The organism is Candidatus Microthrix subdominans (assembly GCA_016719385.1).
Taxonomy (GTDB): Bacteria; Actinomycetota; Acidimicrobiia; order Acidimicrobiales; family Microtrichaceae; genus Microthrix; species Microthrix subdominans.
Window position 1 is genome coordinate 579766 of record JADJZA010000001.1, and the last position, 17388, is coordinate 597153.

The following is a 17388-nucleotide window of genomic DNA, read 5'->3' on the forward strand; positions in this document are numbered from 1 at the left end:
GGGTTTCGACTCAAACCGGCGAGCGAGGCGCTCAGGTTAGTTGTCGGGTGGGGAGGAGGTCTCCCGGTTGGGGCCGAAGCGATGGGTTGCGGCGATCAGGCCGATCGCTGCGAGTACCGCGATGGTGAGGTCGGCGCTCAGTCGGTACCGGCTGAGCCCGAACACCACCATGGTCACCAGGGCGACGTTGAGAATCGGCCCGACGAGTGGAGCCAGTGGGCGGCGCCTGCGAAACAACACGACCGCGCCGGCGATCGCGAACGGCGTCTGCAACCACAGGCCGATGAAACCGAGCCGGGACGGCAGCCATCCGTGGTCCTCCAGCAGTTGGTCGGCAGCCATCGTCTCGCTGGTTCGATAGACGCCGGTGATCCTGCCAAGGCGGGCGGCCATGACCGTTGGGAGGCCGTCCACGTGGTCGCGTATGTACTTCAAGGTTGGTGGCGTCAGCGTGTCGGCGGTGAGGGCCTCGTCGGTCATCAGGAAGTAGAAGTTGAACCGGAACCGAATCTCGTCGCCGGGCTCGACCGGGGTATCGGGGTCGATCACAGGTTGGTCGTTCACCCACACTCCGACCCCGGCCGAGCCGTCCGGGAGCATCCCGTAGTTGGCCGTCAACGTCGGCTGGATGTCCTCGAGGCGCTCAAAGCCGTCGAAGAGCTCGACCGGGGGTGGGTCCTCGGCCAGTCCCACGGCACCCACTTCGGGATCGGTGAGCTGGTCGGTGTAGCCGGGTTTGCCGACCAGTCGATCGACCACGTCGGCGACGCGAGTGTCGCCTTCGATGGCCGTCGCCGTCTGGGGATTGAACCAACAGGGATACCACAGGCCCTTATAGTCCCCGACAAACACCGGGTCGCAGCTTCCGGCGTTCAGCACGTAGCCCACCACCGAACTGGGACCGGGGGAGCCACCTCCGAGTCGGAGCCGATTCCAGCCGGAGTAGACGCCGACCAGCACCACGGCGGTCATGCCGAAGGCCAGCGCGCTGTGGAGCCGGGTGCGCCAGTCGGGCGAGGCCCGCAGCCACACGAACGGCAGCACGAAGACCCCGAGGCCGGCGAGTTCCACCCTGGTCAGGACGACCAGGACGAAGGTAATCGCCAACGTCACCGAGGTGTTTCGGCCCGGCATGTCCAACGCCCGGTAGCAGGCCAACAGGAACAGCGGCAGGACCACGACGAGCACGGTCTCGTTGTTCAGCATCGAGTCGCCCACCCAGATAGCGGGGTGGATTGCCACGATCGCTGCCGTGACGATGCCGACCCGACCACCCCACCCATCGGGGGCGGCGCGCCGACCGACGGCCGCCATCAGCGGCACCGCCATCGAGCCCAGCAGCACCGAGTAGAACCGGGCTGATGCGACGGTGGTGCCGTCGAGAAGCCTCAGCGCCACAAAGAGGACCGTGCCGATCTCGACGACGATCAACGCTCGGGTTCGGCCCCAGAAGTGCCTGACCGTCAGCGCAATCACACCGACAAGCAGCACCGAGACGATGGTCTGGCCCAGCCACGGAGAATCGCCCAGCCACCCCACCAGCGCCAGCCAGGCAACCCCCAACGGCGGCTTGGACGCGGTGGCGACCAGCCGCCCTCCGGAGACGTTGTAGAGCAACGGGTTCATGCCCACCTCGCCGAGCCGAACGAGGTGCGCCGCTCCGAAGAAGCCGGCTGCATCGCCCTTGAGGGTGTAGCACGACGCCCCGAGCACGCCGATGGACGAGCCGGGCGCGCAAGTTGGGCGATAACCGAAAACGTCCCAGAGGCGGATCGCCAGCCCGACCGCCCAGATTGCTGCCACCGTTCGCTGCCAGCGCGTCAACGCAGGCGCCTGGGGGGGTTGCGGCGAACGAGCGACCCCGCCGGAGGAGTGCCCTGGCGTCCCGGCTTGAGTGTCGCCGGCCGCGTCCAATTTGGTCACCGAGCGATCATAGAGTCCGTCGCCCAGACGCCCCGGTCGGATCGATGAGGCTTCCTATACTTCGGTCATCGTGACCTCAACCAACGAGGAACTCCTCCAAGCCGAGACGCTCGACCGTGAGTCGTGCCCGGCCGAGCTGCCGCTCAGCAGCGGATTTCGTCGGGGACTGGCGTGGATCACGGCGGTGGGCTCGGCGATCGTGCTGCTGGACCTGATGGTGTTTCGGCCGCTGTGTCCGCCGGCGCGGGGCCAGACGGGCTGCTTCTCCATCGGCGGGGACGCGGCGGGCGTCTTCGTCATGGCCCGGCTGATGGCCTGGGGCAATGGCCTGGCCAGCCCCATCGCCTACGAACTGGCCGGAGGAATCTCGGCACCGTTCGTCGGCAAACCCCCAGCGGTGGTCACCTACCTGGCCGGCGTGCTCTGGCTGGGCGAGCGTCCACTGCTGGTTCGTGCGCTGATCTTCCTCGTCGTGGGTGCGTTGGTCGCCTGGTTCATCCGGCACCGGGTGGCTCAACCGGTGCGACGAGTCGCCGAGGTGGCCGTTCCCATCCTGGTGGTGGTGTCGCTGCTCGCCGGCAATCCCTCGCTGCTGGCGAGGGTTGCCCTGTCGGCTTTGGCTTTGGGAGCGATCCCGATCGTGGGCCTCCTGGGCCGACGGCTGGTGGACGAGCGCACTGGGTTGGTGGCGGCATTCCTGGCAGCGGTCGTGCCGGCGGTGTGGGTGAACGCCACCATGATGAACGTCGAGACCCTCTACGTGGTCGCACTGCCGTTGGTGCTGTTGGCCACCCTTCGAGCGGCCGACCGGCCCGAGCCGCTGCGCTTCGTCCAACTTGGAGGGGCGATGCTTGTGTTGTCGTTCACCCGACTGGAGGGTGTCGCTCTGGCGGCGCTGTTGCTGGCCGGGTTGGTGATGGCGGCGAGGACCCCGTCGCTCGGCAGGCGGCTGTTGCTGGCCGGGTTGTCGCTGGCCATCGTGGCGGTGCCGCTCGTCGGATGGTCGGCGCTGAACAACGCCCGGTTCAAGGGGGGCACGGGGGTTTCGATCGGCGGTGGATCGGTGCTGTGGAGCGGGGCGTGCGACAAGGTGACCTACGGGGAGTTCAAGGGGTTCTGGACCCTGTGCACGCCCGAGACGACGATCTCCGAGCGCATACCGCTGACCGAGGCGGTGGACGATCTGGTGTTGGTGCCCGGGTACGCCGAGGCGGTGATGGACCCCGACAACCCGGTGCTCAGCCACGCCATGGAACGCCCGGAGCGCACCGCGACCACGCCGGTTGCCAGCGTGGAGCTGGTCCGAGCCGAGTACGACAAACTCTCCGGGTTCCTGCCCGATGGCTCGCGCGGGGTCGGAATTTGGGTGGACGACAAGCCGGTGGTCGACCCGGACCTGATCTTGGAACCGGGTCAGCATCTGCTGGTCCACGCCAACCCGGTTTCCGGCTTCAGCGAGGTGGAGCTGGACGCCGGGGCAACCGCCCGCGCGCTGCGCTACTACGGCGAGCGGATGGACGACCTTCCATTGCTGGGGGCGGCACGGGTCGGGCGGGCCATGGGTGTCTACAGACCGAATCAAACGGCGCAGCTGGAAACGCTGGTCGAGGGACGCGAATCGTGGCAGGCGTGGGCTGGCGTGATCAGCTGGTGGGTGATGGCCCCGGTCGCGGTGCTGGGCGCCGTCCAGCTTCGAGGGCGACGACCGATCTGGCCCTTCGCCGCCGTGACGGTGCTGGTGGTCCTCGTGATTGCGGCTTCGCTGGGCATCCCTCGGTATCGGCTGGGACTGGATGTGGTGGCCTGCGTTCTGGTCGCCGTGCCGTTGGCCCGCTGGTGGTCGCGGCGTCAACCCACGCTGTCGGTTCTGGGACCCCTACAGGGCGAGGGCACGGACGATGATGCCAACGAGACCGTGAGGGACCGATGAAGGCACGCATCACCATCGATCCGCCGGACGACGCCCTGCTGGGGGAGTTGGCGCCGTTCCTGCACTCCGTGCTGGACGCGCCGAGGTTCGAGACCACGGCCTACCTGAAGCAGATGTATGGGGCGGCGCCGCAGACGCCCATCTGCGTACAGGCCCGGATCGATGGCGAGATCGTGGCTCACCAGGCCTTTCTGTGGCTGCCGATGCGCACCGCCCTGAACAACACGCTGCCTGCGACGTTGTCGGTGAACAGTTCGGCCGCCGCCCGTCTACGCGGGACCGGGGTGTACGCCGACCTCTCCCTCAAGATGCTCACGTGGGGCTTCGCCGCCGGCTCGCTGGCCTACTACGGCGTGACCAACGAAGCGTCGATGAGGGCCACGACACGACTCGGCGGCAAGGTGGTCGCGCAGCTGCCGGTGCGCGCGTTGTTGAGTGCCGGGCGTCCCGACCCAGCGTGGACTCACCGGGCGGTGACGCCCGAGTTGCTCGGCGGAGGGTTGCCCGAACGTCTGGCCGCCGACGCCGATGTGGCGTCCCGTTTTGGCGTTCGCTACGGGTGGAATGCCGAGCTGTTGCGCTGGCGCCTTGGCTTTCCCGGCACGGCCCTGACCATCTCGGAACATCCGAGGTTCTGGGTGGTCAGCACGGTCCGCAAGGCAGCGGGCATTCCCGTCGTGGCCTTGCTGAAGGTGTGGGCGAGGGAGCGATCCGACCGGCCGATCCGGCTAGGCCCGTCGGCCGTGGCCTCGTTGGCCCGGGCGCACCGCACCCCCGCGGTGATCCACGTCGGACTCAACGCGGATGTCTCCATGGTGGGAACCCCGCTACCCAAAAGAATTCGGCCCGCTCCGTTGTTTCTGACCTATGTGGCCAACCCCGAGATCGTGGCCACCGAGGAGATCAACTTCGACACGTTCGAGCTGCTGGACTTCGACGCTCTGTGATCGGTCAGCCCTCGGTGGGGCAGACGCCCCACAGCGACAGCACCTGGGTTTCGACCACCGGGCAGAACCGCCGGTTGAACACTCGCTGCGCAGCAGGGTCGCCCGCCTCGGCTGATCGGTTGGCCTCCCGCAACTGCGGCAGCGCCGGCGAGACCAGCACCCAGTCGGCCCGTGCCAACTCGTCGGGCAGGGTCGATCCCTCCACGTTGGTGAAACCTGGGTCCATCTCGGAGTGGTAGGTGCCCACGGTGAGCTTGGGGAACAGGGTGTAGAGCGCCGTCCAGTTGTTGTAGGCGCGCGTCAGATCGCCCGGTGTCACGATCATCAGGTCGCCGGGCTGGGCTCGTGCCGCCAACTCGGTGACGACCTGCTGGATCGGGGGACCGAGGCTGGTCGGCACCAGCAGCGATCGGTCGCCAACGGTGACGTCGGTCGCCGATCGGCCGGGCTCACCCGTGACCGCCCGCAGCCAGGGGCCGAGGGTGAGGGCGGGAATCAACAGGATCACGATTGCCGGGGTCAGGGCCAACCATGCGGGTCCGATGGACCCCATCGGCCTGGCCGGGACGCTTCCGGGCGCGGTGCCGCCCGTCGCCCCGGCACGGCGCCGTCGCCACAGTCCGACCGCAAGGCTGCAACTGACCGGCAGCGCCGCCAGCGGGATGGCGGTGACGAGCACCAGGTGGCCAGGATCGGGTCGCTGCAGGAGCTGGGGCAAGGTCGCCAGGGCGAGCGCAGCCACCGGAACCAGCGCGGTCTGTTCCCGGCGGAGGATGGCTGCGACCGTCACCAACAACGCGACTGCGGCCACCGAGATCCAGAACCACAGCGCCAGCTGGGCCGCCAGGCCCGGCGCGGGCAGCGGCCAGTCGGGAGCGAGGCGCAGGCTGCGGTTCAACCCCTGGAGCTCGAAGAACGAGGGTGGCGGCAGGGTTCGGTAGGGCCGAAGCGTGAACACCGGATCGACGACGAGCACCCGCCACGCCCGGCCCGGTCCGGCAAGCCAGATGTAGGCGGCCAGGGGTATGAGGCCGACGGCCCCACCTGCGGCGACCCTTCCTAGGACGCTTCGGAACGCGGTCCGGTCGTGGTGTGCCCACAGCGCGGCGCCCCCGGCGGCTGCCACGGCGAGCGCGAGATCGACCCGGGCTCCAAGCGCGAGCCCGAACAACAGTCCGCCGGCGACGAGCCGGACGGTTTCCCAGGGGGTGGGCTGCACGTCGCCCTCTTCCGGGCTCGTTGCCGGCCCGGCGCTCCTGACCAACAGCACACCCCAGATCACCTGCGGCGTAGCCGTACCACCAGGACACCGCCATCAGGCTGCCTTGGGCGTACACGACGATCGACGTGACCACGGCAGCGACGGTGGCCACGTTGCGTCCCCACGGTCGAAGCAGCTGTCGGACGCCGAGGACGATGGCGATCAACAACAGCGCACCGATCACGCGCTGTGCGCCGATCGAGGGGCCGACCAGCTTGAACCAGCCGGCCATCAACCAGGGGCCGAGCGGACCGTACAGGGCGTGGAAGTCCACGCCGGGGGTCTGCCCGCCGAGCACCAGCTCGGCGTGCACCACGTTGAAGCCCTCCTCGTACAGGGGGCCCGGTGCGCCTCGCAGGCCCCAGGCCGGGACGAGGGCGGCAAATCCGGCGATCAGCCAGCCTGCCTCACGGGGCAGCGTCCACCCGCCGCTGGCGCGCCCCGCCGGCGGTTCAGCGTCGGTCACGGAACCCCCGCAGGGGCAGGTCGCCCCGCTGCAGCCAGTTGTCGGCCGGGTACTCGGCGGCCGGATCGATGGCGTGGAGGGTGTAGGCCGCCCGGCGGCTCTGCGACCGGTTGGCCTCGCTGTAGTGCGGCAACAGCCCGTCGAGCACGATCAACGTGCCGGCCTCGACCTCCAGGGGTATGAACCCCTCGCCGGGTGCGGGCTCGGGGCCGAGCACCTCCATCGTGGTGCCGCTCTGCGGGGCCCGCCGGAACCGCCTGGCCGGGGCCCTGCGGTGCCCGCCGGGCAGCGCCCACAGGCAGCCGTTGTCCAGCGTGGCATCCTCGAGGGCAAACCAGAACCCGACGACCGACTGGGGTTCGGTCCACAAGAAGGTGTGGTCGGTGTGCGAGGACACCTCGCCGCCGATGCCGGGCTGTTTGAAGATGAGCATCGACTGGATGAGCGCATGGCCGCCCACCCCCAGCGAATCGGCCAGCTCGGCCATGCGGGGGTGGCGGCTGAAGTCGTCGAAGACGGGATCGAGGTCGTGCTGGGCGTGGCCAAACTTGTTGATCGCCCGATCGAGGGGCACCCGCAGCCCACCGTCGGCACCGAAGGCCTCCGGCTCGAAGAAGAAGCTGATCCGATCTCCCGAGGCCAGGAAGTAATCGTCGGAGGTGCGGGTCTGTTCGTTGGTGGAGAAGATCGATCGGGTCGATTCGTCCGGTTCGAAGGCGGCGACCAGTTCGGTGGCGCGATCGACGAGCGCCGTCGCCTCCTCTTGGGAGAAGAAGTCCTCGACGACCAGGTAGCCGTCACGGTCCAAGCGATCCCGCCGTGCCGTCGACGTCGGAGTAGGGGTCATGGCGGGCAGTCTGCCAGCTGGACCGCGCCTCAGGTCGACGTCGCGGCGTGGCGGCCGTCGTCCTCGCCGGTGCCGTCGGCAAGCCGGGCGACGTCGGCCGGGCCGAAGCCCCAGGGCAACAGGTCGTCGATCGGGTGGGGGCCATCGGCCAGCATGACGATCAGCCCGTCGGCAAACTCGGCGATCAGCTGGCGGCAGCGGCCGCAGGGGGGCAGGGGCACCCCGTCGGCGCCGACGGCCACCAGGCGTTGCAGCCGGCCACCACCGGTGCGGGCCAGGTCGCTGATCACCGCGCACTCGGCGCACAGCGACAGGCCGATCGACGCGCACTCGGTGTTGGAGCCGACGAGCGTGCGGCCGTCGGCCGTCTCGGCGGCGGCGCCGACGCGCACCCCCGAGTACGGCGCGTAGCTGCGCTCGGTGGCCTCGACCGCCGCAGCGATCAGCCGATCCCACGACCCGGCCGCACCGTCGCTCACCGGGCTTCGGCCGTGTTCATGGGGCTTCGCCGGTGTCATTGGGCTTCGCCCGTGTCATTGGGCTTCGCCCGTGTCATTGGGCTTCGCCCGTGTCATTGGGCTTCGACTGTCTCACTGGGCTTCGCCCTTGGTGAAGATGGCCCCGAGCGCCTGGGGCATGCGCAGCTTGCGCAACGCGGTGGCGGCGACCACCAGCGTGACGATGTAGGGCGTGTAAGGCAGAAACTCCTTGGGCAGCGAGTCGGTGGACAGATACCAGATCCACAACACTGTCGACACCGAGCCGGACAGGGCGGCGCTCTTCCAGCGCCCCTGCACAGCGGCGATGATGGCGATCAGGGTGGTGGCGATCGCCCCGGTGAGCAGGAAGGCGTGCACCGCCACACCGTTGGCGCCCCGCAGGCGCACCGCGTCGCTGTAGCCGAACAGGGTGGCGGCCCCAACGGCCGACACCGGTCGCCAGTTCCCGAAGATCAGCGCTGCGAGCGCGATGTAGCCGCGGCCGCCGGTCTGTCCTTCGGAGTACGTCGACGTGGTGACCGTCACGATGAACACCCCGGCCAGGCCGGCGAGCACGCCCGAGATCACCACCGCAACAAACTTGGTGCGCATCACCTTGATGCCCACCGACTCGGCGGCCCACGGGTTTTCACCCACCGACCTCAGCCGCAGGCCAAACGTGGTGCGCCACAGCAGCCACCACACCGCCGGGGCCAGCACGATGACCAACAACGTGAACAGCGACAGGCCGGTCACCAGGCCCCGGGCCATGCCGGCCGCGTCGGAGATGAAGAACCAGTGATGGTCCTCGATCGTCCCGAGGGCGTTGGACAGCGGGGTGATCGTAATCGTGGGGAAGTCGCCCTTCACCGGGGGGCTTTGGCGCACCCCGGCACCGGAGCCGGCGTTGGCGTACACCGCCGCCGACAGGTAGCGGGCCAGTCCCGGGGCCAGCAGGTTGATCGCCACGCCCGAGATGATGTGGTCGACCTTGAAGATCACCGTGGCCGTGGCGTGCAGCCCGCCGCCCAACGCGCCTCCGAGCATGCCGAAGGCGAGGCCGCCCCACACGCCCCATTGCCAGCCGCCGTAGGCGCCGAACCAGGTGCCCATGATCATCATGCCTTCCAGGCCGATGTTGACGACGCCGGCCCGTTCGGCGAACAGCCCGCCCAGCGCCGCCAGGGCGAAGGGCACGGTCAGGCGAAGGGTCTCGACGACCAGCCCGGACGAGGTCAGGTCGGTAGCGCCCGACATCACCCGGGTGACCGACATGATGAAGGTGCCGGCCAAGGCGAACAACGCCCAGCGGGCGACGGTGCTGAGGGTCCGGCTTCTCGGGCCCTCCGGCTCGAGCATGTCCTCGGGCAGGTCGCGAATGGGGGGTGCCATCGTCATGACGTCGCCCCCGTCACCGGCAGCACTTCGCCGTCCTCGTTCGGCGGTCCGTCCTCGGCGCGCAGCTCTCTGGCGGTCGCCCGCTGCAGCTGCACCTTGCCCAAGCGCTCGGCCACGCCGTAGGAGATCACCGCAGCCAGCAGCACGACGCCCTGCATGATCGTGACGATCTCGGGCGGCACGTCGACCAGCTGCAGGCCCTGTCCGGCCCGCTCGAGGAAGCCGAACAGCAGCGCAGCGGCCGCCATGCCCGCCGGATGGTTGCGCCCGAGGAGGGCGACGGCGATACCGGTGAAGCCCAGCCCGGTCGGGAAGTCCTGGGTGTACCGGTGAAAAATGTTCTCCGACAGGAGGACCGGCAGGCCGACCGTGCCAGCGACCGCACCGGAGATCAGCATCACCTTGATCGTCATCACCTTGGGGTTCACGCCCGACACCGCGGCAGCGGTTGGGTTGGCGCCCGAGATTCGCAGGTCGAAACCGAAGCGGGTGCGGGTGACGACCAGCCACATGATCACGCCCATCCCGGCCGCGATCAGCGCAAACACGCTGAGCTTCTCGGCGCCGGACACCTGGAAGAGGTTGCCCACCCAGCCCGACGGGGGGATCTCCTTGGTCTTGATCAGCTGGGTTTCGGAGGTGTCGCGCCAGCGGTTGACCATGTAGGCGACCGTGCCCGCGGCGATCGCGTTCATCATGATCGTCGAGATCACCTCCGACACGTTGCGGGTCACCTTGAGTACGGCCGGGACGATCGCCCACGAGGCGCCGGCGAGCATGGCGACCACGATGATGAAGGCGACGTGCAGCGGGGGAAACAGGTCGACCTGAGCGCCGGCGGCAGCGGCGACCACGACGGCGACCAGGTACTGGCCCTCGACGCCGATATTGAACAGGCCCATCTTGAAACCGATCGCCACCGCCATCGCCGACAGGTAGAGGGGCACCGCCTTGTTGGCGGCGACCAGCAGCGAACCCTCGGTGGTGCCAAACGAGATCATCTCGGCGTAGGCCGAGAACGGGTTGTGGCCCGAGAGCGCCAGGATCACGCCGCACACCACGGCGGCGAGAGCCACCGCCACCAGAGGTGCCAGCATCGACGGCAGGGCACTGGCCAGCCGCAGCCGCAACATCGCTGCTCGGCCGACGGTCGCCTCGGGTGCGGGGCTCGCAGCTTGTGCAGGGGAGGGGGCGTTCATGGCGTCACCTTCTGGCGTTCGCCGGCCATGTAGGCGCCCAGCTCGTCCGGGGTGACGTTCGAGGGGTCGACGGAGGCGGTGATCGCTCCCCGAAAGATGACGAGCAGGCGGTCGGACAGCCCGATCAGCTCGTCGAGGTCGGCGGAGATCAACAGCACCCCCAACCCCTTGGAGCGGGCCTGGCGCAGCAGGTCCCAGATCGCCGCCTGCGCGCCGACGTCCACTCCCCGGGTGGGATGGGCGGCGATCAGCATCGACGGCTCGGCGGTCATCTCACGGCCGACGATCAGCTTCTGTTGGTTGCCCCCCGACAACGCCAGGGCGGGAACATCGATGCCCGGTGTGCGGACGTCATAGCGCTCGACGACCTCTGCCGTGTCGGCGCGGGCGGCGCGCCGGCGCAGCCACGGGCCAGAGCGGTAGCGCTTGCCCTGATGGCCCAGCATGACGTTGGACCACAACGGCTCGCTGAGCAGCAGCCCCTCGCGGTGGCGGTCGGTGGGCACGTAGCCCAGCCCGGCGTCGCGCCGGTCGCGGGTCGACATGGTGGCCATATCGATGCCGTCCAGCTCGAGGGTGCCCGAGGCGCAGTGTCGCAGGCCGAGCAGCGTCTCGATCAGCTCCTGTTGACCGTTGCCCTCGATGCCGGCGATACCGACGATCTCGCCCTGATGAACGGTCAGGTCGATGTCGTCGAGCAGGCGGCGGCCGCCGTCCGTGACCAGCACGGCGCCGGAGATGTTGAGGGCGACCTGCTCGCCCGGGGTGTGGCGCTCCGACGAGGGGCTGGGGAGTTCCGAGCCCACCATCAGCTTGCCGAGGGCACGCCCGTCGACCTCGGACGGGTCGACGGTGGCCACCGTCGTGCCCGCGCGCATCACGGTGATCGCATCGGAGATCGTCAACACCTCGTCGAGCTTGTGCGAGATGAAGACGATCGTGACCCCGGCGGAGCTCAACGCCCGCAGGTTGTCGAAGAACTCGGTGACCTCTTGGGGGATGAGCACTGCGGTGGGTTCATCGAGGATGAGGATGCGGGCGCCCCGGTACAGCACCTTGAGGATCTCGAGGCGCTGGCGTTCGCCGACGGTGAGCTGCTCGACCAGGCGGTCGGGGTCGAGCGGCAGGCCGTGGCGCTCGCCCAGCTCGGTGATCGCTGCATTGGCCCGGCGCCGATCGATGACCCCGAACGTCGACGGTTCGGCGCCCAGGGTGATGTTCTCGGCGACCGTCAACTGGTCGGCGAGCATGAAGTGCTGGTGCACCATGCCGATCCCGGCGGCGATCGCCTCGGCCGGCGACTTGAATGCGTGCTCGATCCCGTCGACCCGGATCGTCCCCTCGTCGGGTTGGTGCATGCCGTACAGGGTCTTCATCAGGGTGGACTTGCCGGCGCCGTTCTCACCGATCAGCGAGTGGATCGACCCGGCGGCCACCGTGAGGTTGACGTTGGAGTTGGCGACCACTCCCGGGAAACGCTTGGTGATGCCCCGCAGCTCGATCGCCGGGCTGGGGTGGGCGCCATCACCGGTCGGCGGCTGCCCGGACGCGACGGGGGGACGCATCGGCGCTGTGCCGGAGGCGTCCCCCACGTCGTCGATCATGGTGCTTGTTCCCCGTGCCCTGAGGGCTCAGCCCTGCGGGGTGATGGGGACTTCGATCTCGCCCGAGATGATCTGCTCCTTGAGCTTGTCGATGTCACCGGAGATGTCATCGACGAAGCCGCCGGAGGTCGAGTAGTCGACGCCACCGGCCTCGAGGTCGAACGACGTGACGCCGCCCTCGGTCGAGCCGTTGTCAAAGTCGGTGATCGCACCGGCGACGGCGACGTCAACCTTCTTGATCATCGACGTGAGCATGATCTTCTGCTGATCCTCGGGCACCAACTTGTACTGGTCGGAGTCGACACCGATCGCCCAGATGTTCTCGTTGTCACCCCTGGCCTCGACGGCCGCCTCGAACAGTCCGCTGCCCGAAGCTCCGGCCGCATGGAAGATGATATCGGCGCCGCCGTCGTACATCGACTTGGCGATCGTCTTGGCCTTGGCCGGATCGTCAAAGCCGTTGAAGTCCGGCGGCTGGGTGATGTACTGCGCTTCGATCTTGATCTCGGGGTTGACGTGCTTGGCGCCAGCCTCGTATCCGGCCTCGAACTTCTTGATCAGGTCGGTCTCCACCCCACCGATGAAGCCGATCGTGTCGGTCTCGGTCTTCATCGCCGCTGCTGCGCCGACCAGGAACGAACCCTGCTCCTCGGCGAAGACCAGTTGCTTGATGTTCTTGGTCTTGGCCTCGTCCTCGGGTCCGTAGGCGTTGTCGACGATGGCGAAGGTGGTGTCCGGATGCGCCTGAGCGGTTTCCAGCACCGAGTCGGCGAAGAGGAAGCCCACGCCGATCACCGGGTTGTAACCACCGGAGGCGAGGCTCTCGAGCAGCTCGGCGCGATTTTGGCCACCCTCGTCCGGCTCGAGTTCCTTGGTTTCGTAGCCCAGCTCGTCGGCCGCCTCGTTCAAACCTTTCGAGGCGGCATCGTTGAAGGATTTGTCGCCCTTGCCGCCGATGTCGAAGACCAGTCCGATCTTGCCGTTGTCGCCGCCGGACGCCTCATCACCCCCGTCGTCGTTGCCGCACGATGCCAGCATCAAAGCGGGCACAGCCAGCATGGCGGTTGCAGCCAGCATTCTCCGTCGTGTCGTCACCTGGATCTCCAATCGGTTCGGTTGGTCCCTCGTCGGCCCCCCGCGATGGCGTGACGATAGGCGTCGGCGGCCGGGGCGTGCACACGAGAACGCTCCGGGCGTCTGGATTTCGTCGGCATCGAGCGCCTGCTGCTGGCTTCCGATCGACCAAAGCAGCGTGAGTAACATCGTCGGGTCCCCCCGTTGCCTCCCGCCCCTTTGGAGCCTGATGTCCACTCATGATTCCCGTTCGCCCGCCTCGGTCCACGTGGCCGGAATCGGCAACGCGCTGGTCGACGTGCTGGCGGCCGCCCCCGAATCGCTGATCGTCGAGCTGGGCTTGGCCAAGGGCTCGATGGGGCTGGTCGACGCCGACCGCTCGGCGGCGATCTACGACCACATGGGTCCGGGCACCGAAATCTCCGGTGGCTCGGTGGCCAACTCGATGGTGGGCGTGGCCTCCTTCGGTGGCCGCTCGCACTACCTAGGCAAGGTGCGCGCCGACCAGCTCGGCGAGGTGTTCGTGCACGACATCCGGGCCAACGGGGTGGGCTACACCACGTCGCTGGCCGCCGATGGTCCGCCGACGGGCTCGTGTCTGATCCTGGTCACGCCCGATGCGCAGCGCACGATGAACACCCACCTGGGCGCCGCAGTGCACTTCGGGCCCGATGACGTCGATCCGAGCGTGGTCACCGACGCCGAGGTGCTGTTTCTCGAGGGCTACCTGTTCGATCCGCCCGAGGCCCAGGAGGCCTTCAAGGTGGCGGCCAAGCTGGCACGCGACGCCGGTCGCAAGGTGGCGGTGACGCTGTCGGACCCGTTCTGCGTCGAGCGGCACCGGGCGGCATTCGTCGACCTGGTCGACAACCATGTCGACATCGTCATCGCCAACCGCGACGAGCTGTGCTCGCTGTACGAGACCGACGACATCGAGGCCGCCCACAACATCGTCGCCGAGCGTTGCCCGATGGCGGTCGTCACCCACGGCCCCGACGGGTCCTTCATCATCACGCCCGACGTGCGGGTGCGCATCCAGCCCGAGCCGGTCGCCGAGGTGGTCGACACCACCGGTGCCGGGGACCAGTACGCCGCCGGATTCCTTTATGGCCTGGCCACCGGGCTCGACCTCGCCACCTGTGGCCGCCTCGGCTCGATCGCCGCCGCCGAGGTGATCAGCCACCTGGGCGCACGCCCCCAGGTGTCCCTGGCCGAGCTGGCCGCCCCGGTGCTGAACGCCTGACCGGTCGGCACCGTGAGCGACGTTGACGCAGGTTGGCCGGGTGGCGCCGATGGGGCAGAGGAAGGCGACGAGGGTTGGGATCCTGCCTTTGATGGTGGGCTGAGAGAAGCCTACGACCTCATGAACGGCGAGAACTTCGCCGGGCTTGAGGCGCACGAGGAGATGTTGGCCGACCGCGTTCGGGTCGACGCGTACCACCGCGGAATCCACGGCAACGTGAAAAAGGGCGACGTCGTGCTCGATCTGGGCACCGGCACCGGGCTGCTCGCGTTCATGGCGAGTCGGGCGGGAGCGAAGAAAGTGTACGCCGTCGAGCACTCCGACTTCATCGATCTCGCTCGTGAAATTGCCGACTACAACGGGTTCACCAACATCGAGTTCGTCCGGGCAAACAGCCGTGAGTTCACGCCCCCGGAGCCGATCGATGTGGTACTCCACGAACAGATGGGCGACGAGCTGTTCAACGAGAACATGCTCGAGAACGTTCTCGACCTCCGCGATCGCGTCCTGGCACCTTCGGGGCGCATCCTGCCGTCGCGGTTTCGCCTCTTCATCGAACCAATTTCGATGCGGGACGACATGCGGATTCGTCGATTTTGGAACATCGACCTACCGGACGACATCGACCTCAGCTTCGTCCAGCAGTCACCGGTCGCCGCTCGCTTCAACGCCTACCGCAACGAAGAGTTCTGGCTGCGCCCGCACTCGGTACAAGCAACCATCGGACGACCACAGCCGATCTTCGAATTCGACCTGAACACGATTGAACACCCCGACGAACTACCCCTGCGTCGCCGCGTCGAGCGGACGGCGACGGCGGACACCATCGTCGACGGCTGCTGTGTGTGGTTCGAAGCGTGCTTTGACAACGACACGACCCTGTCGACGTCGCCCCTCGGACCGGTCACCAGCTGGGGGAATCGCGTCTTTCGCCTCGACCAGCAGATCGCACGGGGCGAGACCCTTCGCCTCGACGTCAGCCTGGGCGACCTCGTCGAGCCGTCGACCTGGAGAGTTCGAGCCTTGTAGTGGCGATTCCGGTTCCGTCGTCGTCATGACCGCACCGCACGTGCGACGGGCGGCTGGTCGGTTCAGGTGATCTTCCGGATTCGCTGGTTGTCGGTGTCGCCGACGTAGATGGTGCCGTTGGGGGCAACCGCTATCCCGTTGAGGTAGGCGAATTGAGCGGTGGGGCCGGGGCCGTCAGCAAACCCTTCGGTGCCGTTGCCGGCGAGGGTGGTGACCCGGCTGGTGGTGGGGTTGATGGCCCGGATCCGGTAGTTGTAGCGGTCGGTGACGTAGATGGTGCCGCCGGGGGCGATCGTCACCCGCCACGGGTAGTTGAATCGGGCGGTGGTGCCGGTGCCGTCAGCAAACCCGGCGCTGCTGCCGGCAAGGGTGGTGACCTCACCGGTGGTGGGGTTGATGGCCCGGATCCGGTAGTTAACGGTGTCGGAGACGTAGACGGTGCCGTTCGAAGCGACCGCCACCCCGCTCGGGGTGTGAAATCTGGCGTCGGTGCCGGTGCCGTCAGCAAACCCGGCGGTGCCGTTTCCGGCGAGGGTGGTGACCTGGCTGGTGGTGGGGTTGATGGCCCGGATCGAATGGTTGAACCGGTCGGCGACGTAGACGGTGCCGTTCGGTGCGACCGCCACCTCAATCGGCGCTCGGAATTGGGCGGTGGTGCCGGTGCCATCAGCAAACCCTTCGGTGCCGCTGCCGGCGAGGGTGGTGACCTGGCTGGTGGTGGGGTTGATGGCCCGGATTCGGTCGTTAGTACTGTCGGCTACGTAGATGGTGCCGTTGGGGGCGACCGCCACCCCCTTGGGGCTGCTGAATTGAGCGTTGGTACCGATGCCGTCAACAAACCCGGCGGTGCCGTTTCCGGCGAGGGTGGTGACCTGGCCGGTGGTGGGGTTGATGGCCCGGATCCGGTGGTTGGTGCCGTCGGCGACGTAGATGTTGCCGTTGGGGGCGACCGCCACCCCCTCCGGCTCGTGGAATCGGGCGGTGGTGCCGGTACCGTCAACAAACCCGCCGACGCCATTGCCGGCGAGGGTGGTGACGTTGCCGAGGTTGGGGTCCGGGCAGTTGTAGCGCCAGAGGAAAACGGCCATCTCGGCGCGGGTGACGTTGGCTTGGGGGGAGAAGGTGGTGGGTGTGGTGCCGGTGGTGATGCCGGCTTCGACGAGCCAGGAGATGGCGGTGTTGGCGTAGCTGGTGGTGGGCACGTCGGTGAAGTTCTGTTGCCCGGCCGGGGCGGGTTCACCGGCGTTGCGGTGGAGGAACACGGCCATCTCGGCGCGGGTGACCTTGTTGTTGGGGGAGAAGGTGGTGGGTGTGGTGCCGGTGGTGATGCCGGCTTCGACGAGCCAGGAGATGGCGGTGTTGGCGAAGCTGGTGGTGGGCACGTCGGTGAAGTTCTGTTGCCCGGCCGGCGCGGGTTCACCGGCGTTGCGGTGGAGGAAGACGGCCATTTCGGCGCGGGTGGTGTTGGCTTGGGGGGAGAAGGTGGTGGGTGTGGTGCCGGTGGTGATGCCGGCTTCGACGAGCCACGCGATGGCGGTGTTGGCGAAGCTGGTGGTGGGCACGTCGGAAAACCCGTGCGGGGCCGGCGAGAAACACGACGCGTTCCCGACTCCTTGCAGCGCCGCCGGAGCGCCCGGAGCCGCGCCGGCAGGTACGCCGAGCCCCATGGTGGCGATTCCAAGGAGTAACGCCATCGACATCCAGATGCGCGACCGGCCGAGTTTCATGCGTGGGTCCTCCCGTAGGCGTGAAAGAGATCTACCACATCGGGCGATGTCAAACCGCATTCGGTGACGGCAGCCACACCGGCTGTCCGACCGACCCGGGCCAAGAGGACTTCGCTGCTCTCTGCCACTGAACCGGAGCTGCAACCGGGCCACCTCGAACCGCACGGCTGGGCGGTTCAGCTGATCTTCCGGATCCGATGGTTGAACCAGTCGGCGACGTAGATGGTGCCGTTCGGGGCGACCGCCACCCCGTACGGGAAG

General features: G+C 68.1%; 13 protein-coding genes. 4 read left to right on the forward strand and 9 right to left on the reverse strand.

Annotated features, from left to right (window positions below; translation table 11 throughout):
* Nucleotides 1–36: 36 nt before the first annotated feature.
* Nucleotides 37–1923: a hypothetical protein gene (locus tag IPN02_02770; GenBank protein ID MBK9295799.1), complete on the reverse strand. Its 1887-nt coding sequence runs from the start codon at nt 1921–1923 to the stop codon at nt 37–39.
* Nucleotides 1924–1993: 70 nt separating this feature from the next.
* On the opposite strand from IPN02_02770, the gene IPN02_02775 reads away from it, so the two are divergent.
* Together IPN02_02775 and IPN02_02780 are read left to right on the forward strand one after the other, a co-directional pair.
* Nucleotides 1994–3853: a glycosyltransferase family 39 protein gene (locus IPN02_02775; protein ID MBK9295800.1), complete on the forward strand. Its 1860-nt coding sequence runs from the start codon at nt 1994–1996 to the stop codon at nt 3851–3853.
* Nucleotides 3850–4800 (forward strand): hypothetical protein, encoded by a 951-nt coding sequence (locus IPN02_02780; protein ID MBK9295801.1) that lies wholly within the window; start codon nt 3850–3852, stop codon nt 4798–4800. Before IPN02_02775 ends, IPN02_02780 begins: the two co-directional genes overlap by 4 nt.
* Before the next feature lie 4 nt (nt 4801–4804).
* On the opposite strand, the gene IPN02_02785 is transcribed toward IPN02_02780, so the two are convergent.
* The 7 genes from IPN02_02785 to IPN02_02815 all read right to left on the reverse strand — a co-directional run bounded on the left by IPN02_02785 (nt 4805) and on the right by IPN02_02815 (nt 13131).
* Nucleotides 4805–6019 carry a hypothetical protein gene (locus IPN02_02785; GenBank protein ID MBK9295802.1) on the reverse strand — a complete coding sequence of 405 codons (1215 nt, stop codon included), beginning with the start codon at nt 6017–6019 and terminating at the stop codon, nt 4805–4807.
* A gap of 494 nt (nt 6020–6513) precedes the next feature.
* Nucleotides 6514–7374 (reverse strand): phytanoyl-CoA dioxygenase family protein, encoded by an 861-nt coding sequence (locus tag IPN02_02790; protein ID MBK9295803.1) that lies wholly within the window; start codon nt 7372–7374, stop codon nt 6514–6516.
* Nucleotides 7375–7403: 29 nt separating this feature from the next.
* The gene (locus IPN02_02795) at nt 7404–7892 is read right to left on the reverse strand and encodes a cytidine deaminase (protein ID MBK9295804.1); all 489 of its coding nucleotides are present in this window, start codon (nt 7890–7892) and stop codon (nt 7404–7406) included.
* Nucleotides 7893–7964: 72 nt separating this feature from the next.
* On the reverse strand, nt 7965–9251 hold the full coding sequence (locus IPN02_02800; GenBank protein MBK9295805.1) for an ABC transporter permease: 1287 nt from the start codon (nt 9249–9251) through the stop codon (nt 7965–7967).
* Nucleotides 9248–10450 (reverse strand): ABC transporter permease, encoded by a 1203-nt coding sequence (locus IPN02_02805; GenBank protein ID MBK9295806.1) that lies wholly within the window; start codon nt 10448–10450, stop codon nt 9248–9250. Before IPN02_02805 ends, IPN02_02800 begins: the two co-directional genes overlap by 4 nt.
* Entirely contained in the window at nt 10447–12015 is a 1569-nt protein-coding gene (locus IPN02_02810) for an ABC transporter ATP-binding protein (GenBank protein ID MBK9295807.1), read from the reverse strand. The genes IPN02_02805 and IPN02_02810 overlap by 4 nt, the downstream gene beginning before the upstream one ends.
* A gap of 66 nt (nt 12016–12081) precedes the next feature.
* Nucleotides 12082–13131, reverse strand: coding sequence for a BMP family ABC transporter substrate-binding protein (locus tag IPN02_02815; GenBank protein MBK9295808.1), 1050 nt, complete (start codon nt 13129–13131; stop codon nt 12082–12084).
* A gap of 226 nt (nt 13132–13357) precedes the next feature.
* On the opposite strand from IPN02_02815, the gene IPN02_02820 reads away from it, so the two are divergent.
* Together IPN02_02820 and IPN02_02825 are read left to right on the forward strand one after the other, a co-directional pair.
* Nucleotides 13358–14371, forward strand: a complete 1014-nt coding sequence (locus IPN02_02820) for an adenosine kinase (protein ID MBK9295809.1) — start codon at nt 13358–13360, stop codon at nt 14369–14371.
* A 12-nt stretch (nt 14372–14383) separates the two neighbouring features.
* Nucleotides 14384–15400 (forward strand): methyltransferase domain-containing protein, encoded by a 1017-nt coding sequence (locus IPN02_02825; GenBank protein ID MBK9295810.1) that lies wholly within the window; start codon nt 14384–14386, stop codon nt 15398–15400.
* Nucleotides 15401–15462: 62 nt separating this feature from the next.
* Here the strand turns inward: IPN02_02825 and IPN02_02830 are convergent, their stop codons facing one another.
* Nucleotides 15463–17127 (reverse strand): S-layer homology domain-containing protein, encoded by a 1665-nt coding sequence (locus IPN02_02830; protein MBK9295811.1) that lies wholly within the window; start codon nt 17125–17127, stop codon nt 15463–15465.
* Nucleotides 17128–17388 lie beyond the last annotated feature (261 nt).

Bases quoted from the DNA above. Each gene is read 5' to 3' on its own strand.
- IPN02_02780 (MBK9295801.1), top strand. From the start codon at position 3,850: ATGAAGGCACGCATCACCATCGATCCGCCGGACGACGCCCTGCTGGGG.
- IPN02_02790 (MBK9295803.1), bottom strand. From the start codon at position 7,374: ATGACCCCTACTCCGACGTCGACGGCACGGCGGGATCGCTTGGACCGT.
- IPN02_02795 (MBK9295804.1), bottom strand. From the start codon at position 7,892: ATGACACCGGCGAAGCCCCATGAACACGGCCGAAGCCCGGTGAGCGAC.
- IPN02_02800 (MBK9295805.1), bottom strand. From the start codon at position 9,251: ATGACGATGGCACCCCCCATTCGCGACCTGCCCGAGGACATGCTCGAG.
- IPN02_02805 (MBK9295806.1), bottom strand. From the start codon at position 10,450: ATGAACGCCCCCTCCCCTGCACAAGCTGCGAGCCCCGCACCCGAGGCG.
- IPN02_02810 (MBK9295807.1), bottom strand. From the start codon at position 12,015: ATGCGTCCCCCCGTCGCGTCCGGGCAGCCGCCGACCGGTGATGGCGCC.
- IPN02_02815 (MBK9295808.1), bottom strand. From the start codon at position 13,131: ATGCTGGCTGCAACCGCCATGCTGGCTGTGCCCGCTTTGATGCTGGCA.
- IPN02_02820 (MBK9295809.1), top strand. From the start codon at position 13,358: ATGTCCACTCATGATTCCCGTTCGCCCGCCTCGGTCCACGTGGCCGGA.
- IPN02_02830 (MBK9295811.1), bottom strand. From the start codon at position 17,127: ATGAAACTCGGCCGGTCGCGCATCTGGATGTCGATGGCGTTACTCCTT.